Below are 24,068 nucleotides of genomic sequence, written 5' to 3' on the forward strand. Positions count from 1 at the left end.
CCACTGCGGTGTGCAGCGACACCCGGATGTCGGGGTCGTCGAGGTGCACGCCCAGCACGCGCTCAACCTTCGCCAGCCGGTCGTAGAACGCCGGCCGGGACACGTGCAGGCTGGCGGCGGCCTCGGACTTGCTGCCCGGGTACCGCACCAGCGCCCGGACGGCGTCCAGCAGGCAGGTGCCCCACCGGGCGTCGTGCTCGCGCAGGGGGTCGAGCTCGCGGGACACGAAGTGCAGCAGCCGGTCGTCCTCGGCCAGCATCGACAGCAGCCCGCGCAGGTGCACGTCCTGCATCCGGTGCACCCCGCTGCCAGTCGGCGCCGGCCCGAGGGAGTCGACCACGTGCTGGGACTCCCCGAGCGTGCGGGCCACCCCGCCGGCCGAGCTGGTGACCTGACCGGCACCGACGACGACGTCGTGCCGGCGCAGCACCCGGGCGGCCAGCGCGTCGACCACGGGGTCGGCGTCGGCACCCGGGTCGATCGACAGCAGCGCCCGGACCTGCCCGTCGAGGACGGCCACCAGCGCAGGCACCCGTTCCTCGGCGGCCGCGTGCACCAGTGCGGCGAGCACCGTGGCGACGTCGTCGGCCCGCAGCGGGTCGCCGCCCGCGCGGGCCACCGGGCGGGCGGTGACCCCGACGAGGGTGCGCCGGGTCAGCGGCACCCCGATCAGCTCGCACCGACGGACCAGGTCCGGCGCGGTCGGGTCGACCGACAGCCCCGCCAGCAGCTCGGCGTGGGTCCTGCGCACCATGCTGTCCCGGCGCCGGTCGTGCAGGCTGTGCACCGTCAGCGCGGCGGCCGCGCGTTCGAGGGCGGCGACCGCGCAGGCGGCCGGCTGCTGAGGGCTGTGCAGCACGAGCCGCCCCCAGGCGCGGTCGGCGCGGCCCACGCGGGTGAGCAGCCAGCCGGCGGCGGGGTCCCAGGTGGTCCGGGCCTCCAGGGGGCACGCCCGGGATCGGCTGTGCCAGTCGGCCAGGTGGGTGGCGGTGTCCCCGGGGCCGAGCCGGTAGTCCAGCAACCGGTGATGGGCGTCCTCCAGGACGACGGTGCACCCGACCAGCTGCAGGACGGCGTCCAGCACCTGGTCGGGGCCGGCCTCGGCGAGGCTGAGGTCGGTGAAGGCGTCGTGCACCCGCTGGACGGCCCGCAGCTCGGTGAGTTGCCCGTGCACCAGCCGCTCGCCCACGGCTTGGGCGACGGCGGCGAACCGGACCTCCCGCCGCAGCGCGACCAGCGGCAGGGCGAGCTCATCGCACATGTCGACCAGGGCCGGTGGCACGATGGTCCACCGGCGGCCCAGCTCGATGACGAGGCCGGCGGCGTCGCTGGCCTCCAGCCCGCGGACGAAGAGCTCGAGGTCCGTGCAGGACTCGGGCAGCGCGATGCCCGTGCTGAGCACCAGGTCACCTCCGCGCAGCAGCGGACCGACGTCGGCTAGCTCGGTGGTGTGCACCCAGTGCACGAGGCGACCGAGCCCGGCGCGACCGGCGACCACGACCGGGTCACCGGACCGCAGGGCAGCCATGTCCAGTGCCGTGGCCACGGTGAGCCCCGGACCGGTCGGTGCGACGTGCGGAGGAGCGGCGGGCAGGAGGGCGGTCACGTGGGTCTCCTCACGGGTTGGTCACCGGCAGTCCACCGTCACGCAACTGTGTTGTCAACGCTGTTGACGAAGTAATGTGCCGGCAACGTCCCGTGTTGTGAGGAGCAGGTCAGGTGCCAGCACCAGCCAGGAGCAGGGCGGTGGGCGAGCGAACCCTGAGCCCGGAGGCGATCGTGGGGCAGGCGCTGCAGATCATCGAGCGCGACGGTGCTCCGGCCCTGACCCTGCGCAAGCTCGGCGCAGAGCTCGGGGTCGACGCGACGGCCTTCTACCGGCACTTCCGGGACAAGGACGACCTGCTGCTGGCCTGCATGGACCGCGCCGAGATGCTCGCTTGGGAGGCCGTCCGCGAGGTGCCGCCGGGGGCGACCTGGCAGCAGACCCTGCTGGCAGTCGCCGACGTCACGTGGACCATGGCGACCACCTACCCGGCCGTCTACGCGGCCACCTTCGCCCGGACCACGGGTGGTCCGGGCGAACGACGGATGGTCGAGTTCCTGCTGCGCACGCTCAGCTCGGCGGGGCTGGACCGGGCGAGCACGGTGCTGTCCTACCGGGCCTTCGTCGAAGTGCTGCTCAGCCTCAGCGGCGCCAACGCGACCATCGCCCGGCTCGGCCCGGAGGTGGCCACGAAGGACGCAGAGGCCTGGGCCCGGATCCACGCGACCGCGCCGTCGGAGGAGCTGCCGGTGGCCCGGGCGCACGCCGTCGAGCTCGCGGGCGTGACCAGCCGGGAGGTCTTCGACTTCGCCGTCGGCGCGGTCATCGACCGCATCGCGGCGAGCACCGGTGCCCGCGCCGACTGATCCTGGCGCCGGCCGGACCTACCGTCGGGTCTCGGTCACCGTCCAGGTGCTGTCGGCGCGCGGTCGTGCGAGCCGGTGCCGCGATACGTCGTTGTAGTTCGCTGCCAGCCATGTGCGCAGGTCAGGCGGCGGTCAAGACCTGCGACACCGACCCCGTCTGTTCCATCCCTCAACTCGGGCGTGGGTGATCTCGCGGACCGGCGGCTGCCTTCGCGGCGTCCTGAGATCGGTCAGCTGACCACGATCGGTATCACCGGAGTGCCACGAGCGGGCCGAACAAGCCGCTGAGCTGGGGTTTGAAGTGTCCGAGGGGGGACTTGAACTCAGGAGGTCCGGCAGGGATCTGGATGCCCTGTGGTGGTCTGAGCTGCGGTTTCGGCACGTCAGCTGAATGGAGAGCCGGCATCCACGTACGTCAAGGTGCTCCCTGATACCTGACCGGAAGTATCAAGATCAGTATCACAAAGGGTGGTGTCGACGAGTGCATCGAGGGCTCCATCGGTTTACCGGCCGACGGCGCCCCCCGTCCGCACCGCCTCCAGCACTGCGACGACGTCGCTGGTGACGTCGTCGACGGGGCCCTCGGCGACGACCCGGGTCAGCAATCCCTGCGCCGCGTACCAGTCGGACACGGGCCGCGTCTGCGTCTCGTAGACGGTCAACCGGTGGCGGACGGTGTCCGGGTCGTCGTCCTCCCGTCGGGACGGCCGACCGTCGACGAGCACGACCCGGGTGGACAGCCTGCGCACCAGTTCCTGGGTGTCGACGAGGAGCTCGACCACGCTGGTGAGGGCCAGGTCGGTCTTGGCCAGGAGCGCCCGGAGCTGCTCGGCCTGGGGGACGGTGCGCGGGAAGCCGTCGAGCACGAACCCGTCGCCGGCGTCGGGCGAGGCCAGCCTGTCGCGGACCATGGCCACGGTGAGCTCGTCCGGCACCAGGTCGCCCGCGTCCACGCACGCCCGGGCACGGCGACCGAGCTCGGTGCCACCGCTGACGTGGTCCCTGAACACGTCGCCGGTGGAGATCGCCGGCACGCCGAGGTGGCGGGCAACGACCTGGGCCTGGGTGCCCTTGCCGGCACCAGGGGGACCGAGCAGCACGACCCGCATCAGGTGGACACCTCGTCGAGTCGCCGGTGGACGGACTTGTAGGTCACGTACTGCGCCAGCCCTTCGATGCCGTACTCGACGCCGAGGCCGGAGTCGTGCCGTCCGCCGAAGGGGGCCGCGTGGTTGGAGGCGAAGAAGTTGATGCCGACGGACCCGGAATCGATGCGCTCGGCGACCGACTGCGCAACGGCGGAGTCGCGGCCGAACACGATGCCGCCGAGGCCGAAGTCGCTGTCGTTGGCCAGGGCGACCGCCTCGTCGACGTCGCCGTAGCGCAGCACCGTCACCACCGGCCCGAACACCTCCTCGCGGGCGATCGCCATGGTGGGGGTGACGTCGGCCAGCACGGTCGGCTGGACGAACCACCCTGGGACGCCCTCGACCGGAGCGCCGCCGAGGACCACCCGGGCGCCGTCGGCGCGGGCGCGGTCCAGGTGTGCCAGGACCGCGTCGAACTGGGCCCTCGAGGCCATCGGCCCGAAGACGGTGTCCTCGTCGAGCGGGTCGCCCTGCGGGGCGGCGGCGACCGTGCGGGCAACCATGTCGACCACCTCGTCGTAGCGCTCCGCGGGGGCCAGGATGCGGGTGGAGATGTAGCAGGTCTGCCCGGTGTTGCGCAGGCAGCTGCGGATCAGCACGCCCGCGACGGCGTCCAGGTCGGCGTCGGGCAGGACGACCGCTGCGGACTTGCCGCCCAGTTCCAGGGTCACCGGACGCAGCAGTTCGCCGCAGGTCGCGGCAATGCGTCGGCCGACGGGGGTCGAGCCGGTGAAGGCGACCTTCGCCGTCCGCGGATGGCGCACGAGGTGGTCGCCCGCCTCCCCGCCGCCGGTGACCAGGTTGACCACCCCGGGCGGGGCTCCCGCGGCTGCGAGGGCCTCGACCACGAACCGGATCGACAGCGAGGTGCTCGGTGCCGGCTTGAGCACCGCGGTGCAGCCCGCGAGCAGTGCCGGGGCCAGCTTGACGACCATGAGGTTGATCGGGAAGTTCCACGGCGCGATGAGCACGCAGGGCCCGACCGGGTCGCGGCGGACGACGGTCTCCGCTCCGCCGGCGGGGAAGGGCCGCACGTCGTCCTGGGCGAGCCAGGGTGCGAGACCGGCGACGTGCCGCAGGATGCCGGCGGCGTTGGCCGCCGCGCCGCGGGTCTCGCTGATGGGCGACCCGTTCTCCCGCGTGGTCGTCAGCGCGAGCTGCTCGGCGGACGCCTCGAGGTGGTCGGCGGCCCGGCGAAGCAGCTCGGCCCGCTGGGCGGGGGTGGTGGCCGGCCACGGCCCGGAGGTGAAGGCCCGGTGGGCGGCCTGCAGCGCGGTGTCGACGTCCGCCGGCGAGCAGTCCGGTGCCGAGCCCCAGTGCTCCCCGGTGGCGGGGTCGACCTGCGGGAGCCGGGCCGACGAGCTGGACGGCACCCAGCGCCCGTCGACGTACAGGTCGTCGACGTGGGTCCACCGGGTGGCGGGGCGGGTGCGGGCAGGGGTCCGGGCAAGGGTCATCGCGCGGTGCCGACCGGGACGGGCGCCGGCTGGGTGACGGCCTTGAGCTGCACGGCCGGGTCCGCGGCCGCCACGAACGGGATGGCCAGGCCCTTGGAGAGGGCGGCCTTGACCGCGAGGAAGTCCAGCGGGGAGTTGATGCAGTCAGCGGCGAGCAGCCGCTCGCCGCGGTAGTAGAGGACCGACTGCTTCCCCTTGCCCGCGTCGCGGCGCACCAGCGTGCGGTCGTGCCCGGTCGACAGCCCGGCGATCTGCAGCTTGACGGCTCCCTGGTTGGACCAGAACCAGGGGATGCCGGCGTACTCCTCCCGGCGGCCGGTGATCGCGTAGGCGGCGACCTTGGCCTGCTCGATGGCGTTGTTGACGCTCTCGAAGCGCACCCGGTCGCCGGGTGGTGCCCCCGGCATGGGGTTGGGCTGGTTGGCGCAGTCCCCGATGGCCATGGTGTGCCCGTCGGAGGCCACCGCCGTCTCGTCGACGAGGACGCCGTCGGCGCAGTTGAGCCCGATCGACTCGGCCAACCCGGTGTTGGGCACGACGCCGACGCCGACGAGCACCAGGTCGGCGGGCAGCACCCGGCCGTCGGCGAGCTCGACGCCGCCGACGTGGTCACTGCGTGCGGTGATGCGACGGACCGAGGTCCCCAGCAGGACCTCGATGCCGGTGGACCGGTGGTGCTCCAGCAGGTGGGCCGAGGTCTGCTCACCGACCGCACGCGCGACGAGCCGGGGAGCGGCCTCCACCAGGGTCACCGAGCGGCCCAGGGTGGTCAGCGACGCGGCGGCCTCGATGCCGATGAAGCCGCCGCCGATGACCACGACGTCGCGCACGTCGGGCAGCCGGGCCTTGAGCTCGAGCGCGTCGTCGGCGTTGCGGAGGTACAGCACGCCGGGCAGGTCGGTGCCCTCCATGACCAGCCGGCGGGGGCGGGCCCCGACGGCGAGGGCGAGCCGGTCGAAGGCGAACTGCGCGCCGGACATCGAGTGCGCGACTCCGGAACCGTCGTCGGCCTTGTCGACCCGGATGACCCGTTCGCCCTTCACCAGGTCGATGCCGTGCTCGGGCCAGTAGGAGTCGCTGCGGAACAGCAGCGACTCCGAGGTCACCGTGCCCTGCAGCCACTCCTTGGACAGCGCCGGGCGCTGGTAGGGCCGGTGCCGCTCGTCGCCGAGCAGGGTGATCGGCCCCTCGTGGCCGAGGGCGCGCAGCGAGGTCGCCAGCGACACCCCGGCCTGCGAGGAGCCGACGACGAGCAGACCGCTCACCGGGTCAGACCTGCGTGGCGGGTGTCGTGACGTGCAGGTCCTGGCCGTCGACGACCCGGATCTGGCAGGACAGCCGGGAGGTGTCCTCCCGGTCCACGGCGGTGCCGTAGAGCATCTCGTCCTCCATGTCCGACACCGGGGGCAACGTCGCGAGGTCCTCCTCGTCGACGAACACGTGGCAGGTGGCGCAGGACAACGACCCGCCGCACTCGGCGACGATGCCGGGGACCCCGTTGCGCACGGCGGTCTCCATGACGGAGTCGCCCGGGGTGGCCTGGACGTCGCGGGTCTGGCCGTCGGCGTCGGTGTAGGTGATCGTGGGCACGGGTGCCTCCTCAGATGAACTGGCGGCCGCCGTCGACGACGACGGTCTGGCCGGTGATGAAGCCGGCGTCGGGGCCGGCGAGGAACAGGGCGGCGCCGACGACGTCCTCGGGCTGGCTGGCGCGCCGGAGCGCACCGCGGGACACCCCGTAGGTCTCGGCGTCGGGCATCACCGAGAGGCTGGCCTCGGTGAGGGTGAACCCGGGCGCGATGGCGTTGACCGTGATGGACCGGCGGCCCAGCTCCTTGGCCATCACCCGGGTCAGGGCGATGACGCCGCCCTTGGAGGCGACGTAGTGCGCCCACTGCTCCGAGCCGCTGTAGACCGTCGCCGAGGCCAGGTTGACCACCCGGCCGCCCTCGGGCAGGTGCGGGCTCAACGCCCGCACCATCAGCCAGGGGCCCTTGAGGTTGACCGCCATGACCCGGTCCCACTCGTCGGGGTCGATCTCCTCGACCGGGGCGCGGCGCAGGGTGGCGTAGACGGCGGCGTTGTTGACCAGGACGTCGACCACCCCGCCGCCGAAGTCGGCCACCGCGGCCGCCACCTCGGCGGCCGAGGCGGGGTCGGTGACGTCCAGCCGGCCGTGCCAGGCCGCCGCGCCGCGCCCGCGGACCAGGTCGGCGGTCTCGGCCACGCCCTCGGCCTGCACGTCGGCCACCGCGACCCGGTAGCCGCGGTCGGCGAAGCCGAGCGCGAAGGCCCGGCCGAGCCCGCCGGCCGCGCCGGTCACGAGGACCGTGCGGCCGGCGGCCCCGGTGTCGGGGGAGCTCACCCGGTCAGCCCTCCAGGATCTCGACGCGGCCGGTGCCGCCGTCGACGCGCAGGAGCTGCCCGGTGCGGATCGTCGTCGTCCCGCTGCCGGTGCCGGTGACGGCGGGCAGGCCGTACTCCCGGCAGACGATCGCCGCGTGGCTCATCATCCCGCCGATGTCGGTGACCGCCGCGCCGATCTTGCCGAAGATCGGTCCCCAGGACGGCGCGGTGATCGTCGCGACGAGGATCTCGCCCTCCTCCACCTCGCCGAGCTGATCGGCGCGGTGCACCACCCGCGCCCGGCCCTCGGCGACGCCGGGGGAGGCGGCCATGCCGGTGATGCCGCCGCTGGCGTCCTCGTCGCCGGCCAGCCACTGCTGCACCTGCTCGGTGGTGATGCCCCACAGCATCTGGGTGAAGGGCTCGGTGATCTCGGCGGGCGGGGTGTTCAGCGCCGGGGCCGGGCGCTGGGTCTCAAGCGCGTCGAAGATCACCCGGCGGCGCTCGATCTCCGCCGGCCAGTAGTGCGGGCCGGTCGAGCGGACGCCGACGGCCCAGCCGCTGATCAGGTCGAACAGCGCCTCGCGGACCTCCCCGCGGTCCAGGTAGAGCATGTCGGCGTTCTCCGCCCAGAACCCGGCCTGCACGAACAGGTCCGACAGCTCGCGGGTCTTGCGCCAGAAGACGCCCATCGTCCAGTGCTCGATGTAGAAGTTGTGGTTCTCGACGTAGGGGTAGGCGGTGGCGGCCAGACCGCGCTTGGCGTCGAAGGTGGCCAGCTCGTCGCCGTCGAGCAGCTCGCGGTACTCCTCGACGATGCGCTCCTTCTCCGCCACCAGGGCGTCGACGGGCCGCATGATCTCCTGCCCGTCCTCGACGCGCCGGATGTAGTCGGCGACGTAGCCCAGCGGGATGTCCAGGTGCTCGCTCCAGTACTTGTCGTGACCGTAGAACCCGTTGCCGACGGTGAAGTTGAACCACGGGTCCTGGGCGGCGGTCCACGCGTCCAGCCACTCCTCGCCGCGCGGGAGGGCCGCGACCGCGGACAGGGTGCCCTCGACGTCGGCGGTGTCGGCGAAGGCGGCCTGCAGGCCGAGCTCCACGGCCAGCAGCGAGAGCTTCTTGAGCTCGTCGTCGGGCCGGAACAGCTCCATGTCCACGCCCTGCACCATCCGGGCGATCGCCAGGTCGGGGATGCCGGGGAAGACCTGCTTGGCGTAGGTGAAGAAGTCCAGGTAGGCCAGGTAGCCCAGGTTGAGGAACTCGAAGTGGTACTGCCAGTTCTGGTAGCACAGCTGGATCAGCCGGTCGAAGTTCGCGATCAGCACCTCGGACCCGTCCAGGCCCTTGCCCGAGTGGATGTCGGCCAGCGGCACCATGTCCGGCAGCGCGGGGAACGACAGCCCCTCCATCTCGTCGATCGTGTCGCGCACCTTGACCCGCCACTCGTCGAGCAGGCTGTCCCAGTTCTGGAAGTAGTGGCCGACGCGCTGCTCGAACTCCGGCACCCGGCCCGGGATCTCCTCAGGCGGCACCGGGACCGGGCTCATGTAGAGGTAGCCCAGGTGGATCTTGTAGTCGATGCCGTTGGCCGGCGGGATGAGCAGGTGCCGGGTGTTGTACTGGCTCAACGTCTTGCAGGCGAACTCCGCGCCGATCGTCTCGTAGGGCTTGAACGCCGTGGGCCAGTGCTGGCTGTCGCAGAACCAGAACCGCTCGTCGCTGTCGGGCGTGTTGGCAAACAGCAGGTTGTACGGGAACAGCGCGTCCCAGCCCTCGGCGCCCTCGGGGACGGTGAGCTCCGACGGGCTGGGGAAGGACTTCAGCGCCGGGGCGGCGGCGGGCTCGGCGGCCGCGGAGGGGGTGGGCTCGGTGACGGTCATGACGCACTCCTGGTGGTGAAGCCGGCGGTGATCGCCGAGAGGTTGATGGCGGTCGGTGCTGCCGCGGGTGCGGCCGGGGCGGGGCGGGTCGGTGCGGCGTTGCTGTGCACGGTCTCGGGGCGGGACTGCAGGAGCAGGAGGTCCTGCCCGGCCGGGAGGTCGGCGTCCAGGGCCCACTCGACGTCCTGCGGGCAGCGGTAGTGCCGCTCGGCCCGCTTGGCCATCGCCGCGACGGCGAGGACCTCGGCGTCGGTGAGGCACCGGCGTGCGCGGCGGTCGGGGTCGACGTCCCGCTCGACCAGCCGGCGGCCGTCGGTGTCCGGGACCAGCTCGGCGTGCTTGGCGCCGACGGTCTCCGAGACGATCGACAGCATCACCTTGTCGACCAGCAGGTTGTCCGGGGTGACCTGGCCGCTGACCACCATCTCGCCGACGCCCCAGGAGGCGTCGATGGTGATCTTCGAGCGGTCGCCGGTGGTGGGGTTCATGGTGATCGCGACGCCGGCCGCCCGGGCGTTGACCATCTTCTGCACGGCCACGGCCATCGACAAGCCGTCGTCGGCGATGCCGTTGCGGAGCCGGTAGAGGATGGCCCGGCTGGTGTACAGCGAGCCCCAGCAGGACCGGATGTGCTGGCCGACGGCGTCGAAGCCGTGCAGCCACAGGTAGGTGTCCTGCTGGCCGGCGAAGCTGGCGCCCGGCAGGTCCTCCGCGGTCGCCGAGGACCGCACGGCCACCGCGACGGGCTCGGCGAAGGCGGCCTGCAGCTGCTCGAAGGCCGCCTGCACGTCGGCCCGCACGTCATCGGGCACCGGGGTGGTGCAGACAAGCTCCTGGATGGCGGTCGAGGCCTCGTCGACGGAGCGCACGTCTGCCGGGTCCAGCCCGGCCAGCCGGGTGCGGATCTCCGCCCCGATGCCGGAGCGGTCCAGGAAGGTGTCGTAGGCCGCTGTGGTGACGGCGAAGCCGGGCGGGACGGGCATCCCGGCGGCGGTCATCGAGACCAGGGAGGCGCACTTCCCGCCGAGCAGCTCGAGCACCGGTTCGGTGGGGTCGTCGAAGAACTGGACGTAGGGGGACGGGGGGCGGGGCACGGGTGTTCTCCTCATTCGCCGTTGACGAGGTCGAGCAGGGTGAGCGCGTTGTCCTTGAGGACGCCGGGCAGGACCGATTCCTTGACGCCGAGGGTGCGGAAGTCCTCGATCCAGCGTTCGGGGCTGATCAGCGGGTAGTCGCTGCCGAAGAGCACCTTCTTCCTCAGCTGCCCGCCGATGGCCCGGACCAGCTCGGGCGGGAAGTACTTCGGTGACCACCCGGACAGGTCGATGTGCACGTTGGACTTGTGGGTGGCCATGGAGATGGCCTCGCCCTGCCAGGGCACCGACGGGTGCGCCAGGATCACCGTCAGGTGCGGGAAGTCCGCGGCGACGTCGTCGAGCAGCAGGGGCTGGGAGTAGCGCAGCTTGATGCCGGCACCCCCGGGCAGGCCCGCGCCGATGCCGTTCTGGCCGGTGTGGAACAGGGCCGGCACCCCGAGGGACTGCAGCTCCTCCCACAGCGGGTAGAAGCGCGTGTCGTCGGGGCTGAAGGCCTGCAGGCTGGGGTGGAACTTGAACCCGCGCACCCCCGACTCCAGCACCAGCCGGCGGGCCTGCTCGACGGCGGCGGTCCCGCGGTGGGGGTCCACCGAGCCGAAGGGGATGAGCACGTCGGCGTGCTCGGCGCACCGGGCGGCGATGTCCTCGCTGGACAGGGCGGGGTGCCCGGTCGCCGTCGCGGCGTCGATGGTGAAGACCACCGCCGCCATGCCGGCGGCCCGGTACCGGGCGGCCAGGTCTTCGACGGTGGGCACCCGGTTGTCGCTGGACCGGAAGTAGGCCGCCGAGGCGTCCATGAGGTCCTGGGACAGCGACAGGCAGCCCGCGTCGTCCTGCTCGACGTGCACGTGGACGTCGAGGGCGCTGATGGCGTCCGGATCGATGGCCGGGCGGTAGACGGTCACCGGGTGCTGCCTGCGGTCTGCACGGCCAGGGCACGGGCCCGGGCGAGGTCGAGGAAGGGGGTCAGGGCGGTGGCGTCGGCGAGGGCGTCGCGGCTGACGACGCTGTCGGCCGGCGCGCCCTGCAGGATCCGTTTGACCGGCAGCTCGAGCTTCTTGCCGGTGAGGGTGCGCGGGACGGCGGGCACCACCGTCACCTGATCGGGGACGTGCCGGGGCGAGAGCGCCGACCGCAGGGCCGAGGTGATGGTGGCGCGCAGCTCCTCGTCCAGGGCCCTGCCGGGGGCGGTGACCACGTAGAGGATCAGCTCCCCGGTCCCGCCCGCCGGGTCCTCGAGGTGGACGACGAGGGAGTCCTCGACGCCGTCGAGCTCCTCGACCACGCGGTAGAACTCCGCGGTGCCCAGGCGGACGCCGCCGCGGTTGAGGGTGGCGTCGGAACGGCCGGCGACGGAGCAGCTGCCGTCGGCGTGGAACAGGACCCAGTCGCCGTGGCGCCAGGTGCCGGGGTAGGTGTCGAAGTAGGTGGCGCGGTACCGGCTGCCGTCCTCGTCGCCCCAGAAGCCGACCGGCATGGAGGGCATGGGCGCGGTGATGACCAGCTCACCGAGCTCGTCGACCAGCGGCCGCCCGTCGGGATCGAAGGCGTGGGCGTCGACGCCCAGGCAGCGGCCGGAGATCTCCCCGGCCAGGACCGGCAGCAGCGGGTTGCCCTGCACGATCCCCGAGCAGACATCCGTGCCGCCCGAGCCGACGACGAGGAGCACGTCGGGCCCCAGCTGGTCCAGTAGCCAGACCGAGCCCTCCGGCGGGAGCGGGGCGCCGGCCGACCCGACCACGCGCACCGCCAGCCGGCCGGCGTCGAGGGTCAGCCCGGCGGCGCGGCAGGCCATCACGAAGCCGGGGCTGGCACCCATGACGGTGGCCCGGGTCTCCTCCGCCAGCCGCCACTGCCACCCGAGGTCGGGGTGCGTCGGGTTCCCGTCGACCACCACGATCGACGCCCCGACCAGGAGCGAGGAGACGAGGGAGTTCCACATCATCCAGGCGGTCGTGGTGAACCACAGCATGCGGTCACCCGGACCCATGTCCCAGGACAGGGCGTGGTTCTTCAGATGCTCGACCAGGACCCCGCCGTGCCCGTGCACGATGGCCTTGGGTGCGCCGGTGGTGCCCGAGGAGAACAGCACGACGAGCGGGTGGTCGAACGGGACCGGGGCGAAGTCCGGGGTGGCCCCCTCCTGCTCGGCGAGCAGACCGGGCCACGACAGGGCCGCGGGCACCCGCCAGTCCCCGTACTCGATGTCCACGACGTGCCGCACGGTCGGCAGCGCGGCCGCCACCTCGGCGACCTGCTCGGTGCGGGGCACGTCGCGCGCCCCGTACCGGTAGCCCCCGGCGACGAGCAGGACGACCGGTTCGACCTGGGCGAGCCGGTCGACCACGCTGCGCGGGCCGAACTCGCTCGCGCAGGCGGCCCAGACCGCCCCCAGGCTGGCCGTGGCCAGGAACGCCACCACTGCCTCGGGCACGTTGGGCAGGTAGGCGGCCACCCGGTCACCGGCCCGCACCCCGAGCTGCACCAGCGCGGCCCGCGCCCGCGCGACCTGGTCGGCCAGCTCGCCCGCGGTGAGGTCGACGTCGGGCCGGGTCTGCGACCGGCCGAGGACGACGGCCCGGTCGGGGTCGGCGTCGTGCCGCAGCGCGTGCTCCGCGTAGTTGAGCGTCGCGCCGGTGAACCAGCGGGCGCCGGGCATCGACCGGTCGGCGAGCACCTGCTCGTAGGGGTGGTGGGCCCGCACGTCGAAGTGCTCCCACACGGCGGACCAGAACCCTTCAAGGTCGCCGACCGACCACGCGTGCAGCTCTGCGTGGGTGCCCAGGCGCACCCCGCGGTGCTCGTCCAGCCAGCGCAGGAACGCGCCCACGCGGCTGCGGTCCAGGACGTCCGTGGGGGGAGTGCGCAGCACCTGGCCGGTGCGGACCGGGGTCGGGTGGGGGCTCACCTCACGCCCCCACCCGGTCGGCGGGCAGGGCGGTCGGGGCGTTCACCGGGTCGCTGGCCGTTGCGTCGGCCAGCAGCATGCGGGCGCTGAGCTCGGAGAGCGCGTCGACGACGAGGTCGGGCATCTGGTCGGCCGCGATCTCGCCGACGGGGACGCGGCCGTGCACGCCGGTGGTCACCAGGACCCCCACGCCACCGGCGCGGCGGGCCATCGAGACCTCCAGCCGCAGGTCGTCCCCGGCGACCAGGACGTCGGCCGGCGCGACGCCCAAGCGCCGCGCGGCCACGAGCATGGCGGTGTCGGAGGGCTTGCCGAGCACTTCGTACTCGGTGTCGGTCACGTAGGACAGGCCCTGGGCGATGAACCCGCCGACCCCGGCCATGGGCTTGCTGGCCGAGGCGAAGCGCCGGGCATCGCTGGCGACCAGCATCGGGGCGCCGTTCCAGATGGCCTCGGCCGCCGCCTGCAACCGGTCACGGGTGAACCCGACGTCCCAGCCGACGAGCACGGCCGCGGCGTCGGTGGGCCGGTCGGGGTCGGCCAGCACCACCCCGGCGGCCGCGACGACGTCGACCAGGCCCGGGCCGGCGAAGACCAGCACCGGCTGGTCCCCGTAGCGCTCGGCGAGCACCTCGGCGGCGACCACCGCCGGGGTCAGGACCTCGTCGTCGGCCAGGTCGAAGCCCTGCAGCCGCAGCCCGGCGGCGATGTCGGCCGGGACCTGGCTGCTGCCGTTGGTGAAGGCCACCACCGGTCGCCCGGTGGCGCGGATGGCGGCGACGGCGTCCACGGCCCCGGGCAGCGCCCGGCCGCCGTGGCCACCGGGCTTGTCCCCGAGGACGAGGCAGCCGTCGATGTCGAAGACCACCCCGCGCACGGCGCGCAGCCGGTCGGGCAGGTCGGGCGCTGGGACGTGCCCGTTGCGGTGCTGGTCGGGTGCTGTGGTCATCGCGCCTGTCCTCCTCCAGGTGCGCCGCGGCGCAGGCTGATGCGTTCGTGGCCGAGGGTGATGTCGAGGGAGCGCCAGTGCGGCAGCTCGGACGCCGCCCGGACGAAGTCCAGGCCGGAGGTCACCGGCTGCCGGTCCGGCTGCCAGGCGGGGGCGGGCCCGGCGGCGGCCATCACGTCGAGCTGGTCGGCGGGCAGCACCGTGCGCAGCAGGACCTCGCGATCGGGGACGTCGTCGCGGCCCAGCTGGCGGGCGACCGTGGAGCGCAGCTCGGCCACGGTGGGCTCGGCCTGCGGCCGGTCCAGCTCGCGGGTGCGGGGCAGGTCGGCGGCCCGCTGCGCGACGTCGGGGTCGACCGGGCCGGGCGGCGTCCCGAAGTGGCCCAGCAGGTAGCGCAGCACCTCGTCGGGCATCCGCGACCAGCGGTCCTCGCCGTGCTGGGCGGCCAGCACGTTGAGCACGGCCTGGGTGCCGATGAACTGGCTGTAGGGCGTGACCATGATCGGCCAGCCGAGCGCCTCGCGGACCTGCCCGACCTCCTCGAGCACGTGCGGCAGGAGGTCGGCCTGGCCGCGCTCGGCCAGCTGCCGGCGCAGCGTGCCCATCATCCCGCCGGGGATCTGGTGCTGCTGGTAGGCCAGGTCGAGCTCGGTGGGCCGGCCCGGTGGCAGGTCCTGCACCTGCGCGATCCGGTCGACCACCGCGGCGGCGCGACGGAGGGCCGCGGTGTCCACGTCGGTGTCGATGCCGACCGCGGCCAGGTTGTCGACCAACCGCAGGGCGTCGGGCTGGCTGGTGCCGTTCGCCAGCGCGCCGAGGGCGGTGTGCAGCACGTCCACGCCGTGCTGGGCGGCCACCACGTACACCAGCGGCGCGAGCCCGGTGGTGCAGTGGCTGTGCAGCTCCAGCACGCCGTCGCCGACGGCGGCCCGCAGCTCGGGGATGAGCTGAGCGGTGCGCTCGGGGGTGAGCAGGCCGCCGGGGTCCTTGAGGTACACCCGGTCGATCAGCGGGTCGGCGGCCAGCACCTTCGCGGCGGCGGCGTAGAGGGAGTCGTCGTGGACGGGTGACACCGTGAAGGTCACCGCGGCGACGACCTGCTCGATGCCCTCCTCCTTGGCCAGCGCGGCCACCGCGAGCGTGGCCGCGGTGTCGTTCATCGGCTCGGCGATCTGCAGCCGGCGCAGCCCCGCCTCGGCCAGCGCGCGCATCGACATCCGCATCACGCTCACCGGTGAGCGGTCCCAGGACATGAAGCGCATGCCGGTGGTGATCAGGGACAGCGGGGTGCCGGGGGTGACCGCGGCCATCCGGCTGATCCGCTCCCACGGGTCCTCGCGGTGCCAGCGCACGCCCACCGACAGGTGGGTGGAGGAGGTGAAGTCCAGCGCGTCCAGGCCGGCGGCCTCCAGGTGCGGGCCGACCGCCTCGACCATGCCGGTGGTCAGGCCGGCGGCGCCCCACAGCGACTGGTTGCCGTCCCGCAGGCTGGTGTCGAGCAACCGCACCGTGCGTCGGGCGCTCATGCCGCACCGACCGCGGTCCGGGCCCCGGCGACCTCGGGCCACACCCGGTCCAACCACTGGGTGGTGACCCCGCCGCGGCGGACGTCGGGCTGGGCGACCAGCCAGTCCAGGAAGTCCAGCGTGGTGGCGATGCCGTCGACCCGGGCGTTGCCGAGCGCGGCGGCCATGGCGTCCAGGGCCGCAGTGCGGTCGTGGGCCCGGACGACGAGCTTGCCCAGCAGGCTGTCGTAGAAGGGCGGGAAGAGGTACCCGTCGGTGGTGTGGGTGTCGACCCGGATTCCGGGTCCGGCCGGCCAGACCACCGCGGTGATGCGGCCGGGCGAGGGGCGGAAGCCCACCCACGCGTCCTCGGCGGTGACCCGGCACTCGACCACGTGCCCGTGCGGCTCGGGCAGCGACTCGGGCAGACCGGTGGGAAGGCCCGCGGCGAGCAGCAGCTGCGCGGCGACCAGGTCGATGCCGAACAGCTCCTCGGTGACCGGGTGCTCGACCTGGATGCGGCCGTTGACCTCGAGGAAGACCACCGTCGCCGGGTCGGCCCCGGCGCTGTCGTCGACCAAGAACTCCACGGTGCCCGCGCCGGTGTAGCGCAGGTGGCGGGCCAGACGTGCGGCGCTGTCGTGCAGCAGCGCACGGGTCGCGGGGGACAGCCCCGGCGCCGGGGCCTCCTCCAGCACCTTCTGGTGACGTCGCTGCACGGAGCAGTCCCGGTCCCCGGCGACCAGGACGCCGCCCTCGCCGTCGCCGAAGACCTGCACCTCGACGTGCCGGGCGTCGGCGTAGTAGCGCTCCAGGTACAGCGCGCCGTCCCCGAACCCGGCGCGGGCCTCCGCGGCGGCCAGGTCGAAGGTCCGGTCCAGGTCGGCCGGCTCCCGAACGAGGTGGATGCCGCGACCGCCACCGCCGTGCACCGCCTTGAGCAGGGCGGGGTAGCCGATCCGGTCGGCGGCGGCGTGCGCCGCGGCCAGGTCGGCGACGTCCTCGGCGGGGGACACCGGGACGTCGGCGGCGATGGCCTCCCGGCGGGCGGAGGACTTGTCCCCGACCGCGCGCAGGGTCTCGGGCCGGGGACCGGCGAACGCGATGCCCTCCTCGGCCAGCAGCTCACCCAGTTCGGGCTTCTCGCTGCAGAACCCGTAACCGGGGTGCACGACGTCGGCCCCGACGGAGACGGCGGCCTGGGCCAGCAGCTCAGGCCGCAGGTAGGACCGGCCCGGGTCGGCCGGACCGATGCAGACGGCGCGGTCGGCCAGCCGCGCGGCGAGGCTGTCGCGGTCGGCCGCGCTGACCGCGACGACGACCTCGAAGCCCAGGCGGCGGCAGGCCCGGACCACGCGCACAGCGATCTCGCCGCGGTTGGCCACCAGCACGCGGGTCATGCCGGCTCCACCCGCAGCAGCACCGCGCCGTGCTCGACCATGGACCCCTCGACCACGCAGACCTCGGCGACCCGGCCGGCGACCCCGGCGGACACGTTGGTCATGAGCTTCATGACCTCGAGGACCGCGACGGTGGTGTCGGCCTGCACGGTGTCGCCGACCGCGACGAAGGGCGCGGCGTCCGGCGCGGGGCGCAGGTAGGCGACGCCCAGCATGGGCGCGGTGACCTCGACCAGGTGCGAGGTGTCGGCGGGGGCCGGGACGGCGGCGACCGGGCCGACGGCGGCCGGAGCGGCGGCCGCGGGGGCGGCAGCGGGAGCGGGGTCCGCCGCGGGTGCCACGGGTGCGGCCGGGGCCGGGGTGGGGGCGCCCGGCGCGGTCGGCAGCGCCGTGCGCGACACCCGGACGGTGACGCCGTCCAGGGTGATCTCGGCGTCGGCGAACCCTGACCCGTCCAGGCGGGTGACCAGCTCCAGGACGTCCTCCCAGCAGACCTGCTGGGTCGTGCCGGACGTCGGTCCGTTGTCCCTGCTCACGCGGCTCCTCCGGTGCGGGGGGTGATCGGCCTCACGACGAGACTGTGACGGGAGCTACGCTCGCCGCCCAGCAGTCTTCTCATCTGTTGAAAAGCGAGTCCGCGACATGGTCGTCCGCAGTGCACCCGGTGAGTCGGTGGCCTTCCGTGCGCTGCGGCTGCTGGACGCGTTCGACGAGCAGCACCGGGTGCTGTCGATGTCGGAGGTGGCGCGGCGGGCCGGCGTCCCCGTGGCCACGGCGCACCGCCGGCTGCAGGACCTGGTGGACGGTCGCCTGGTCGCCCGGCGTCCCGACGGCAGGTTCGAGGTCGGTGCGCGCATGTGGCACCTGGGTCAGCTGTCGCGTCCCACCGCGCTGCGCGAGACGGCGCTGCCGCACCTGCAGGACCTGGTGGCGTTCACCGGCCACACGGCGCACGTGGCCGTGCTGGACGGGATCGGCGCGCTCGTCGTCGACCGGATCTCCGGTTCCCGGACCCTGCCCACCCGGCACCAGCCCGGTGGCCGGTTGGAGCTGCACTGCACGGCCGTGGGCAAGGCGCTGCTGGCCTTCGCCGACGAGCAGCTGGTGGCGCAGGCCCTGCAGATGTTGGCGCCGGTGACCCCCTACACGATCACCGACCCCCGGGTGATGCGCACGCAGCTCGCCGAGATCCGGCGCACGCGTCTGGCGCCCAGCCGGCAGGAGCACCGGGTGTCGACCACGGGCCTGGGCGTACCGGTGTTCAGCGGCCGGCACGTGGTGGCCGCGGTGGGGCTGGTCGCACCGCTGGACGCGTCCCTGCGCACCGCCGTCGAGCCGCTGCAGCGCTGCGCGGCCGCGATCGGTGCGGCCATCGTCGACCGGGAGCGCCGCCTGGACGGCGACTGACACCCCCGGTCGACGCGGTCAGGCCTGCAGCGCCGGCTCCGCGGCCGCCGGGGCCGAGGGCGCGGTGACCACCGCGTCGGCGTCGAGCCCGTGGTCGGCGGCGATGGTCCGCCAGCAGTTGAGGCTGTTGCCCCGGCCGATCCCCGAGCCCGAGTGCATCGACGACGAGCAGTTGTAGAGGTTGGGCAGCACGGTGCGGTAGCCCGACAGCTCGGGGACGGGCCGGAACCGGCCCTGCTGGCTGGCCATCGTGGAGCCCTGGCTGTAGCCGCCCTCGTGCATGTCGGGGTGGGTCGCCAGCACGTCGCGCGGGGTGGTGATCCGGACGGACTCGATGTTGTCAGCGGTCATGTTCGGGGCGTACCGCGGCCAGGACTCCCGCAGCAGGGCCTCGGTGTCGCGCTCGATGCGCTGCCAGGCCTCCCGGTCGAAGAACCGCAGCGGGGCGCAGAACTCCTCCACACCCACCAGGTGCCGGCCCTGCGGCGCCCGGCCCGGGTCCCACAGCGTGTCGGTGCTGCTGAGGGCGAAGAACCGGCTGGAGTGCCCGCGGGTCATGATCTCGGCCTGGTAGCGGGTGGCCAGCCAGTCGGGGTCCTTGGGGCCCCAGTACAGCCGGGGCTGCGGCCCGATCGCCGGGTCGCCGGTGAACGCGGCGTAGTCCGGGGGCTCGTGCACGGCCACGTTGATCCACAGCAGCTGGCCGCGGTCGTAGTGCACGTTAGCCAGCCGGTTGCGGGTGCGCCGGGAGAGCGCCACGTCGGGGGTCAGGTCGAGCAGCGTCTGCGGCAGGCCGACGGCGCTGACGACCACGTCGGCGGCCACGGTGTCCCCGGACGCCAGCCGCACCCCGGAGGCTCGGCCGTCGCGGACGAGGACCTGGGCGACGGCGTCGTGGGTGTGGTACTCCACGCCGCGCCGGCGTCCGGCCGCGACCAGGGCGTCGGTGATGGCCTGGGTGCCGCCGATCGCCACCGCAGCCGGCTCCAGGGAGAGGGTCAGGGCCAGCACGTGCACCAGCCCCTGCAGGCCGGGCACGTCGTCCCCGTAGCATCCGGTTGACGTGGTCGCCGCGCGCAGGAACAGGGTGCGCAGCTCGTCGGACTCGAAGAAGTCGTAGGCCAGCTGCTTGACCGTCATGAACTGGTGGACCGGTTCGAGCAGGCCGCCGTCGACCAGCAGCTGCTCGAGGGCGTCGGGGGTGCCCCACGCCGGGGGGGTGGTGTAGCGGTGCCGGCCGAAGGCGCTCTTCCAGCTCGCGGCGTAGGCCTCGTGGATGCGCAGGTAGGTGTCGGCGTCGGCGTCGGAGAAGCGGCGGATGGCTTCCTCGGTCCGGCGCACCCCCTCCGGCCAGGGCTCCTGGGTGCCGTAGGCGTCCACGACCTTGTAGGCCGACCAGCCGACGAAGGAGGACCCGTCGTCGAAGACCATCGCCTCGTTGCCCTCGGGGAACTCGTACCGCAGGCCTTCCTCGTACAGGTCGAAGTCCTTGTAGGCCGGGTGGGAGTAGAACCGGGTCCAGTGCGAGTAGTTGTTCATCCGGTAGCCCCGCAGCGGGCCGCTGCCGGATCTGGCCGACCCGCCCAGCCGCCCGCTGCCCTCGAACACCGCGACCGAGAGCCCGGCGCGCGCCAGGTAGGGGGCGATGATCGTCGCGTGGTGCCCTCCGCCCACGACGACCGCGTCGTACCTCGCTGAGACCGTCACGTGGTCCTCCTGCCGGGCTACCGCCCGTCGTCGGTGCATGTGACAGGTGACACTGCGGCACCGACCGGTCCCGCGCCCCGCTGCTCTTCCGCATTGCGGAAGACGGGTGCGGGACCGGCGGCGTCCGTGCGATGCACTGACCGGGTGCTGCCCCGACTGCTGCCCGACCGCAACGACCTCGGCCACGCCCTGCCCGACGGCGTGGTGCCCCCGCTCGGGCCCGACGTCGGCCTCCCCGGCATGCGGCCGGCCGACGAGGCGGTCTGGGACCTGGCCCTGCCTTACCTGCGGCACCGCGACAACGACGTCCACACCATCTACGCCTACGGGCTGGCGCGGGCCCTGCTGGAGGCCCACCCGGAGGCCGACCCCGACGTCGTCCTCCCCGGGATCATCCTGCACGACAGCGGGTGGTCCACCGTGCCGATCCCCGAGATCATGGCCGCGCTGGCACCGGGCACCTGGTCCAGCAGCGCCGAGTCCTTCGCCACGGTGCGCAGGCACGAGGTGGAGGGCGCCCGGATCTCCCGGGAGGTGCTGGGCCGCCTCGACGTCCCCGCCGTCCGGGTGGACACCATCTGCGCCATCATCGACGGCCACGACACCCGGAAGGAGGCGACCAGCATCGAGGACGCCATCCTCAAGGACGCCGACCGGCTGTGGCGGGTCACCCCTCGCGGGGTCGACACGATCATGGACTGGTTCGGGTTGACCCGGGAGGAGTCGTTGGCCATCAATGCCAGCCGCGTCCACGGCCACCTGTTCACCGCCGAAGCCCGGTCGATGGCGTGGGCGCTGAGCGCCGTGGGCTGGGTGGACACCAGCCCGCAGCGACGTGCCCTCGACTGAGCGGCCGCGCCGGCCCCGACCGGCGCGCACCGCGGTGGTGAAGGCGATGGACGTGCTGTCGGCCTTCGAGGGGGGCCGGGCCTCCTTCGGGCTGACCGAGCTCGCCCGCCATGCCGGGCTGCCCCTCACCACGACCCACCGCATCGTGGCCGACCTGCTGGTCGCCGATGTGCTGCGCCGCGAACCGGACGGGCAGCTGCGCCTGGGCCGCCGGCTGTGGAAGGTCGCCCAGAACGCCGGCCGCGAGGTGCGCGAGAGCGCCCGCCCGCACCTGGCCGAGCTGTTCCGGCAGACCGGCCGGCCGGCGCAGCTGGCCATCCGCGACGCCGGGCACTCGCTGCTCATCGACGTCGTCCACGGCCCGGCGCAGGCCGGCTCGCCCAGCCGGCCGGGTACCCGGATGCCCCTGCACGCCTGCGCCACCGGCAAGGTCATGCTCGCCTTCGAGGAACCCTGGATCCGGTCGGGCTACCTGACCGGCACGCTGGCCGCCCCCACGCGGGCGACCCAGGTCGACTCCGGCGCCCTCGACGACCAGCTGGCCGTCGTCCGGCGGGAAGGGTTCGCCCTCAGCGTGGAGGAGGCGCGGGTCGGGACCGCCGCCCTCGCCGTCCCGGTCGTCGTCGGCACCGGCTACGCGGTGGCGGCGGTGGGTCTGGTCGCGGCCGCACCGGACGCCCGGCGGCTCCGGGAGCACCTCCCGGTGCTGCGCCACGCGGCCGCGGCCATGGCGGTGGACGCGGTCCGCTGGCCGCACGCCCGTGCGGTGGTCGCCGCGTTCGAGGCCCAGCCCGAGGTCTGATTCCGCATCGCGGAAGGACGGCGCACGGGGCGCGCATGGCGCCGGTCACACTCCGTCCATGGCCGTCACCACCGGGTGCCCCGTCGCCCACCAGGGCTACGAGCCCTTCGCACAGCAGGACCCGTTCCCTGCCTACGCGCGGCTGCGCGAGGCCGAGCCGGTCTTCCGCGACGAGCGCACCGGGTACTGGGTGATCAGCCGGTACCGCGACGTGCGGGCGGTGTTCGGTGACTGGGAGTCCTTCAGCAGCGCCAACGCGCAGCGCCCGGTCACCCCGCGGGCACCGGCGGCGCAGGCGGTGCTCGACGAGGGCGGGTTCACCGCGTACTCCGGTCTGTCGGCCCGGGTGCCCCCGGACCACACCCGCATCCGCAAGGCCGCCGGTGCGGCCTTCACGCCACGGCGCTACAAGGCGCTGGAGTCAACCATCGCCGGTCACGTCGACGCCCTGCTGGACGAGATGACCGCCGGCCCGGCGACCGGGGCGGACTTCGTCGAGGCCTTCGCCAACCACCTACCCGTGCTGTCCATCCTCAGCCTGCTCGGCGTGGACACCGAGCACCGGGTCGACGACTTCAAGCAGTGGTCGCTGTCGCGGTCGCTGATGACCTGGGGGAACCTGACCGAGCAGGAGCAGGTCCCGCACGCCCGGCACCTGGTCGACTACTGGGACGCCTGCCAGGAGCTCGTCGCGCAGGCGCACGCCACCTCGCCGGACAGCCTGGTCGGCGACCTGGTCCGTGCCCAGGAGACCACCCCGGACAACGCGCTGACCGACCACGAGATCGCCTCGGTCTGCTACAGCCTGCTGTTCGCCGGCCACGAGACGACCACCACCCTGCTCGGCAACGCCGCCCGCATGCTGCTCACCCACCGCGACCAGTGGGACCGGCTGGTGGCCGACCCGTCGCTGGCCGACGGCGCGATCGAGGAGGTGCTGCGGACCAGCCCCTCCATCGTCGCCTGGCGACGGTTGGCCATCCGCGACGCCGAGGTCGCCGGCACGCCGATCCCGGAGGGCGCCGAGCTGCTCCTGCTGATGGGGTCGGCCAACCGCGACCCCGAGCAGTTCTCCGACCCGGACACCTTTGACATCACCCGGACCAACGCCCGCGAGCACCTCGCGTTCGGCTACGGGATCCACTTCTGCCTGGGCAACAAGCTGGCCAAGCTGCAGTCCGGCATCGCGCTGCGGGAGATCGCCCGGCGGCTGCCCGGTCTCCGGCTGGCCGTCGCGCCCGACGAGGTCGAGTTCCCCGACAGCATCTCCATGCGGGCGCCGGTCGCCGTCCCGGTCTCCTGGTGAGCCGGGAGACCCTCCGCACCCCACCGGTCGACGGGTTCCGCCTCGCCGTCGACGTGCACGGGGCGGCGTCGAAGGAGCGGACCGTCGTGCTGCTGCACGGCTGGCCCGGTGACCGGACGGACTACCGGTCGGTCGTCCCGCTGCTCGAGGGGCGGGCACGTCTGGTGGTCCCCGACCTGCGCGGGTTCGGCGACTCCGACCGGCACGCCGTCGCGCCGGTCGAGGGGTACTCGGCGCAGGCGCAGGTGCGCAGCGTGCTGGGTCTGCTGGACCACCTGGGGGTGCCGTCGGCCTGGTTCGTCGGGTACGACATCGGCAGCCGCCTCGTGCAGCACCTGCTGTCCACCGCGCCCGGGCGGGTGCTCGGCGCGGTGCTGACGCCGCCCCTGCCCGGCGCCGCCGAGCGGATGCTGGCGCCCGCGGTGCAGCGGGAGTTCTGGTACCAGACCCTGCACCGGCTGCCGCTGTCCGACGACCTCCTCGACGGGCACCCGGACGCCGTCCGGGCCTACCTCGGCCACATCTGGCAGCACTGGTCCGGCGAGGGCTTCGACCTCCCGGGCGCCGACCTCGACCGCCTCGTCGACCGCTACGGCCGGCCGGGGGCCTTCTCCGCCTCGGTCGGCTGGTACCGCTCCCGCGTCGGCAGCGCGGCCGGCGCCGGCGCCGAGACCGGGCCCGCGCCCGAGGACCGCGTGCAGGTGCCCGTCGAGGTGGTGTGGCCTGGTCAGGACCCGCTGTTCCCGGCCGAGTGGTCCGACCGGCTGGGGGAGTGGTACTCCGACGTCGCGCTCACCCACGTGCCGGCTTCCGGCCACTTCGTCCCGCTCGAGGCGCCCGACGCGGTGGCCGACGCCGTCCTCCGGTTGTGGGAGCGGGCAGGATCGTGACC

20 protein-coding genes and 1 pseudogene are annotated in these 24,068 nt (G+C 73.7%); 6 read left to right on the forward strand and 15 right to left on the reverse strand.

The window, feature by feature from the left end; translation table 11 throughout:
- Positions 1 to 13 precede the first annotated feature (13 nt).
- Positions 14 to 1,528 (reverse strand): annotated as a pseudogene (locus BLS67_RS05235) (PucR family transcriptional regulator); the annotation flags it as partial.
- 218 nt (positions 1,529 to 1,746) lie between these two features.
- Between BLS67_RS05235 and BLS67_RS05240 the strand changes: the two are divergent.
- Complete coding sequence (locus BLS67_RS05240; protein WP_207500315.1) at positions 1,747 to 2,412, forward strand: TetR/AcrR family transcriptional regulator; 666 nt, start codon at positions 1,747 to 1,749, stop codon at positions 2,410 to 2,412.
- Between the two features lie 503 nt (positions 2,413 to 2,915).
- Here BLS67_RS05240 and BLS67_RS05245 read toward each other — a convergent pair.
- The 13 genes from BLS67_RS05245 to BLS67_RS05305 are packed head-to-tail and all read right to left on the reverse strand — an operon-like array spanning position 2,916 to position 17,641.
- A complete protein-coding gene (locus BLS67_RS05245) occupies positions 2,916 to 3,521 on the reverse strand; it encodes an adenylate kinase (RefSeq protein WP_091240986.1) in 606 nt (201 codons plus the stop codon).
- Positions 3,521 to 5,017, reverse strand: a complete 1,497-nt coding sequence (locus BLS67_RS05250; protein WP_091240990.1) for an aldehyde dehydrogenase family protein — start codon at positions 5,015 to 5,017, stop codon at positions 3,521 to 3,523. The genes BLS67_RS05245 and BLS67_RS05250 overlap by 1 nt, the downstream gene beginning before the upstream one ends.
- A complete protein-coding gene (locus tag BLS67_RS05255) occupies positions 5,014 to 6,282 on the reverse strand; it encodes an NAD(P)/FAD-dependent oxidoreductase (RefSeq protein WP_091240993.1) in 1,269 nt (422 codons plus the stop codon). The genes BLS67_RS05250 and BLS67_RS05255 overlap by 4 nt, the downstream gene beginning before the upstream one ends.
- Before the next feature lie 4 nt (positions 6,283 to 6,286).
- The gene (locus BLS67_RS05260) at positions 6,287 to 6,607 is read right to left on the reverse strand and encodes a 2Fe-2S iron-sulfur cluster-binding protein (protein ID WP_091240997.1); all 321 of its coding nucleotides are present in this window, start codon (positions 6,605 to 6,607) and stop codon (positions 6,287 to 6,289) included.
- Between the two features lie 10 nt (positions 6,608 to 6,617).
- Positions 6,618 to 7,382, reverse strand: coding sequence for an SDR family NAD(P)-dependent oxidoreductase (locus tag BLS67_RS05265; protein ID WP_091241001.1), 765 nt, complete (start codon positions 7,380 to 7,382; stop codon positions 6,618 to 6,620).
- 4 nt (positions 7,383 to 7,386) lie between these two features.
- Positions 7,387 to 9,246, reverse strand: coding sequence for a PEP-utilizing enzyme (locus BLS67_RS05270; protein ID WP_091241005.1), 1,860 nt, complete (start codon positions 9,244 to 9,246; stop codon positions 7,387 to 7,389).
- On the reverse strand, positions 9,243 to 10,340 hold the full coding sequence (locus tag BLS67_RS05275) for a PEP/pyruvate-binding domain-containing protein (protein ID WP_207500316.1): 1,098 nt from the start codon (positions 10,338 to 10,340) through the stop codon (positions 9,243 to 9,245). Before BLS67_RS05275 ends, BLS67_RS05270 begins: the two co-directional genes overlap by 4 nt.
- Positions 10,341 to 10,351: 11 nt before the next feature.
- Positions 10,352 to 11,248, reverse strand: a complete 897-nt coding sequence (locus tag BLS67_RS05280; RefSeq protein ID WP_278247108.1) for an amidohydrolase family protein — start codon at positions 11,246 to 11,248, stop codon at positions 10,352 to 10,354.
- Complete coding sequence (locus BLS67_RS05285) at positions 11,245 to 13,251, reverse strand: acetoacetate--CoA ligase (RefSeq protein ID WP_091241011.1); 2,007 nt, start codon at positions 13,249 to 13,251, stop codon at positions 11,245 to 11,247. The genes BLS67_RS05280 and BLS67_RS05285 overlap by 4 nt, the downstream gene beginning before the upstream one ends.
- Position 13,252: 1 nt before the next feature.
- A complete protein-coding gene (locus tag BLS67_RS05290) occupies positions 13,253 to 14,200 on the reverse strand; it encodes an HAD-IIA family hydrolase (protein ID WP_091241040.1) in 948 nt (315 codons plus the stop codon).
- Positions 14,197 to 15,726 carry a biotin carboxyl carrier protein gene (locus BLS67_RS05295; protein ID WP_131801675.1) on the reverse strand — a complete coding sequence of 510 codons (1,530 nt, stop codon included), beginning with the start codon at positions 15,724 to 15,726 and terminating at the stop codon, positions 14,197 to 14,199. The genes BLS67_RS05290 and BLS67_RS05295 overlap by 4 nt, the downstream gene beginning before the upstream one ends.
- A complete protein-coding gene (locus tag BLS67_RS05300) occupies positions 15,723 to 17,105 on the reverse strand; it encodes an acetyl-CoA carboxylase biotin carboxylase subunit (RefSeq protein WP_091241045.1) in 1,383 nt (460 codons plus the stop codon). Before BLS67_RS05300 ends, BLS67_RS05295 begins: the two co-directional genes overlap by 4 nt.
- Positions 17,102 to 17,641 carry an acetyl-CoA carboxylase biotin carboxyl carrier protein gene (locus tag BLS67_RS05305; protein WP_091241049.1) on the reverse strand — a complete coding sequence of 180 codons (540 nt, stop codon included), beginning with the start codon at positions 17,639 to 17,641 and terminating at the stop codon, positions 17,102 to 17,104. The genes BLS67_RS05300 and BLS67_RS05305 overlap by 4 nt, the downstream gene beginning before the upstream one ends.
- A 106-nt stretch (positions 17,642 to 17,747) precedes the next feature.
- On the opposite strand from BLS67_RS05305, the gene BLS67_RS05310 reads away from it, so the two are divergent.
- On the forward strand, positions 17,748 to 18,512 hold the full coding sequence (locus tag BLS67_RS05310; RefSeq protein ID WP_091241052.1) for an IclR family transcriptional regulator: 765 nt from the start codon (positions 17,748 to 17,750) through the stop codon (positions 18,510 to 18,512).
- A gap of 18 nt (positions 18,513 to 18,530) precedes the next feature.
- Here BLS67_RS05310 and BLS67_RS05315 read toward each other — a convergent pair whose 3' ends face one another.
- Positions 18,531 to 20,219: a phytoene desaturase family protein gene (locus BLS67_RS05315; RefSeq protein ID WP_165617480.1), complete on the reverse strand. Its 1,689-nt coding sequence runs from the start codon at positions 20,217 to 20,219 to the stop codon at positions 18,531 to 18,533.
- A 144-nt stretch (positions 20,220 to 20,363) separates the two neighbouring features.
- On the opposite strand from BLS67_RS05315, the gene BLS67_RS05320 reads away from it, so the two are divergent.
- Genes BLS67_RS05320 through BLS67_RS05335 form a run of 4 tightly spaced genes read left to right on the forward strand, consistent with a single transcriptional unit; the run spans position 20,364 to position 24,066 of the window.
- Positions 20,364 to 21,068, forward strand: a complete 705-nt coding sequence (locus BLS67_RS05320; RefSeq protein WP_207500318.1) for an HD domain-containing protein — start codon at positions 20,364 to 20,366, stop codon at positions 21,066 to 21,068.
- Positions 21,069 to 21,105: 37 nt separating this feature from the next.
- A complete protein-coding gene (locus BLS67_RS05325; protein ID WP_278247116.1) occupies positions 21,106 to 21,870 on the forward strand; it encodes an IclR family transcriptional regulator in 765 nt (254 codons plus the stop codon).
- Positions 21,871 to 21,928: 58 nt separating this feature from the next.
- Positions 21,929 to 23,176: a cytochrome P450 gene (locus tag BLS67_RS05330; protein WP_091241062.1), complete on the forward strand. Its 1,248-nt coding sequence runs from the start codon at positions 21,929 to 21,931 to the stop codon at positions 23,174 to 23,176.
- Positions 23,173 to 24,066, forward strand: coding sequence for an alpha/beta fold hydrolase (locus BLS67_RS05335; protein WP_207500320.1), 894 nt, complete (start codon positions 23,173 to 23,175; stop codon positions 24,064 to 24,066). Before BLS67_RS05330 ends, BLS67_RS05335 begins: the two co-directional genes overlap by 4 nt.
- Positions 24,067 to 24,068: the final 2 nt, after the last annotated feature.

The sequence above is a fragment of the Klenkia soli genome, from assembly GCF_900103975.1.
Lineage (GTDB): Bacteria > Actinomycetota > Actinomycetes > Mycobacteriales > Geodermatophilaceae > Klenkia > Klenkia soli.

Bases quoted from the DNA above. Each gene is read 5' to 3' on its own strand.
- BLS67_RS05245 (WP_091240986.1), bottom strand. From the start codon at position 3,521: ATGCGGGTCGTGCTGCTCGGTCCCCCTGGTGCCGGCAAGGGCACCCAG.
- BLS67_RS05250 (WP_091240990.1), bottom strand. From the start codon at position 5,017: ATGACCCTTGCCCGGACCCCTGCCCGCACCCGCCCCGCCACCCGGTGG.
- BLS67_RS05270 (WP_091241005.1), bottom strand. From the start codon at position 9,246: ATGACCGTCACCGAGCCCACCCCCTCCGCGGCCGCCGAGCCCGCCGCC.
- BLS67_RS05290 (WP_091241040.1), bottom strand. From the start codon at position 14,200: ATGACCACAGCACCCGACCAGCACCGCAACGGGCACGTCCCAGCGCCC.
- BLS67_RS05295 (WP_131801675.1), bottom strand. From the start codon at position 15,726: ATGAGCGCCCGACGCACGGTGCGGTTGCTCGACACCAGCCTGCGGGAC.
- BLS67_RS05300 (WP_091241045.1), bottom strand. From the start codon at position 17,105: ATGACCCGCGTGCTGGTGGCCAACCGCGGCGAGATCGCTGTGCGCGTG.
- BLS67_RS05310 (WP_091241052.1), top strand. From the start codon at position 17,748: ATGGTCGTCCGCAGTGCACCCGGTGAGTCGGTGGCCTTCCGTGCGCTG.
- BLS67_RS05330 (WP_091241062.1), top strand. From the start codon at position 21,929: ATGGCCGTCACCACCGGGTGCCCCGTCGCCCACCAGGGCTACGAGCCC.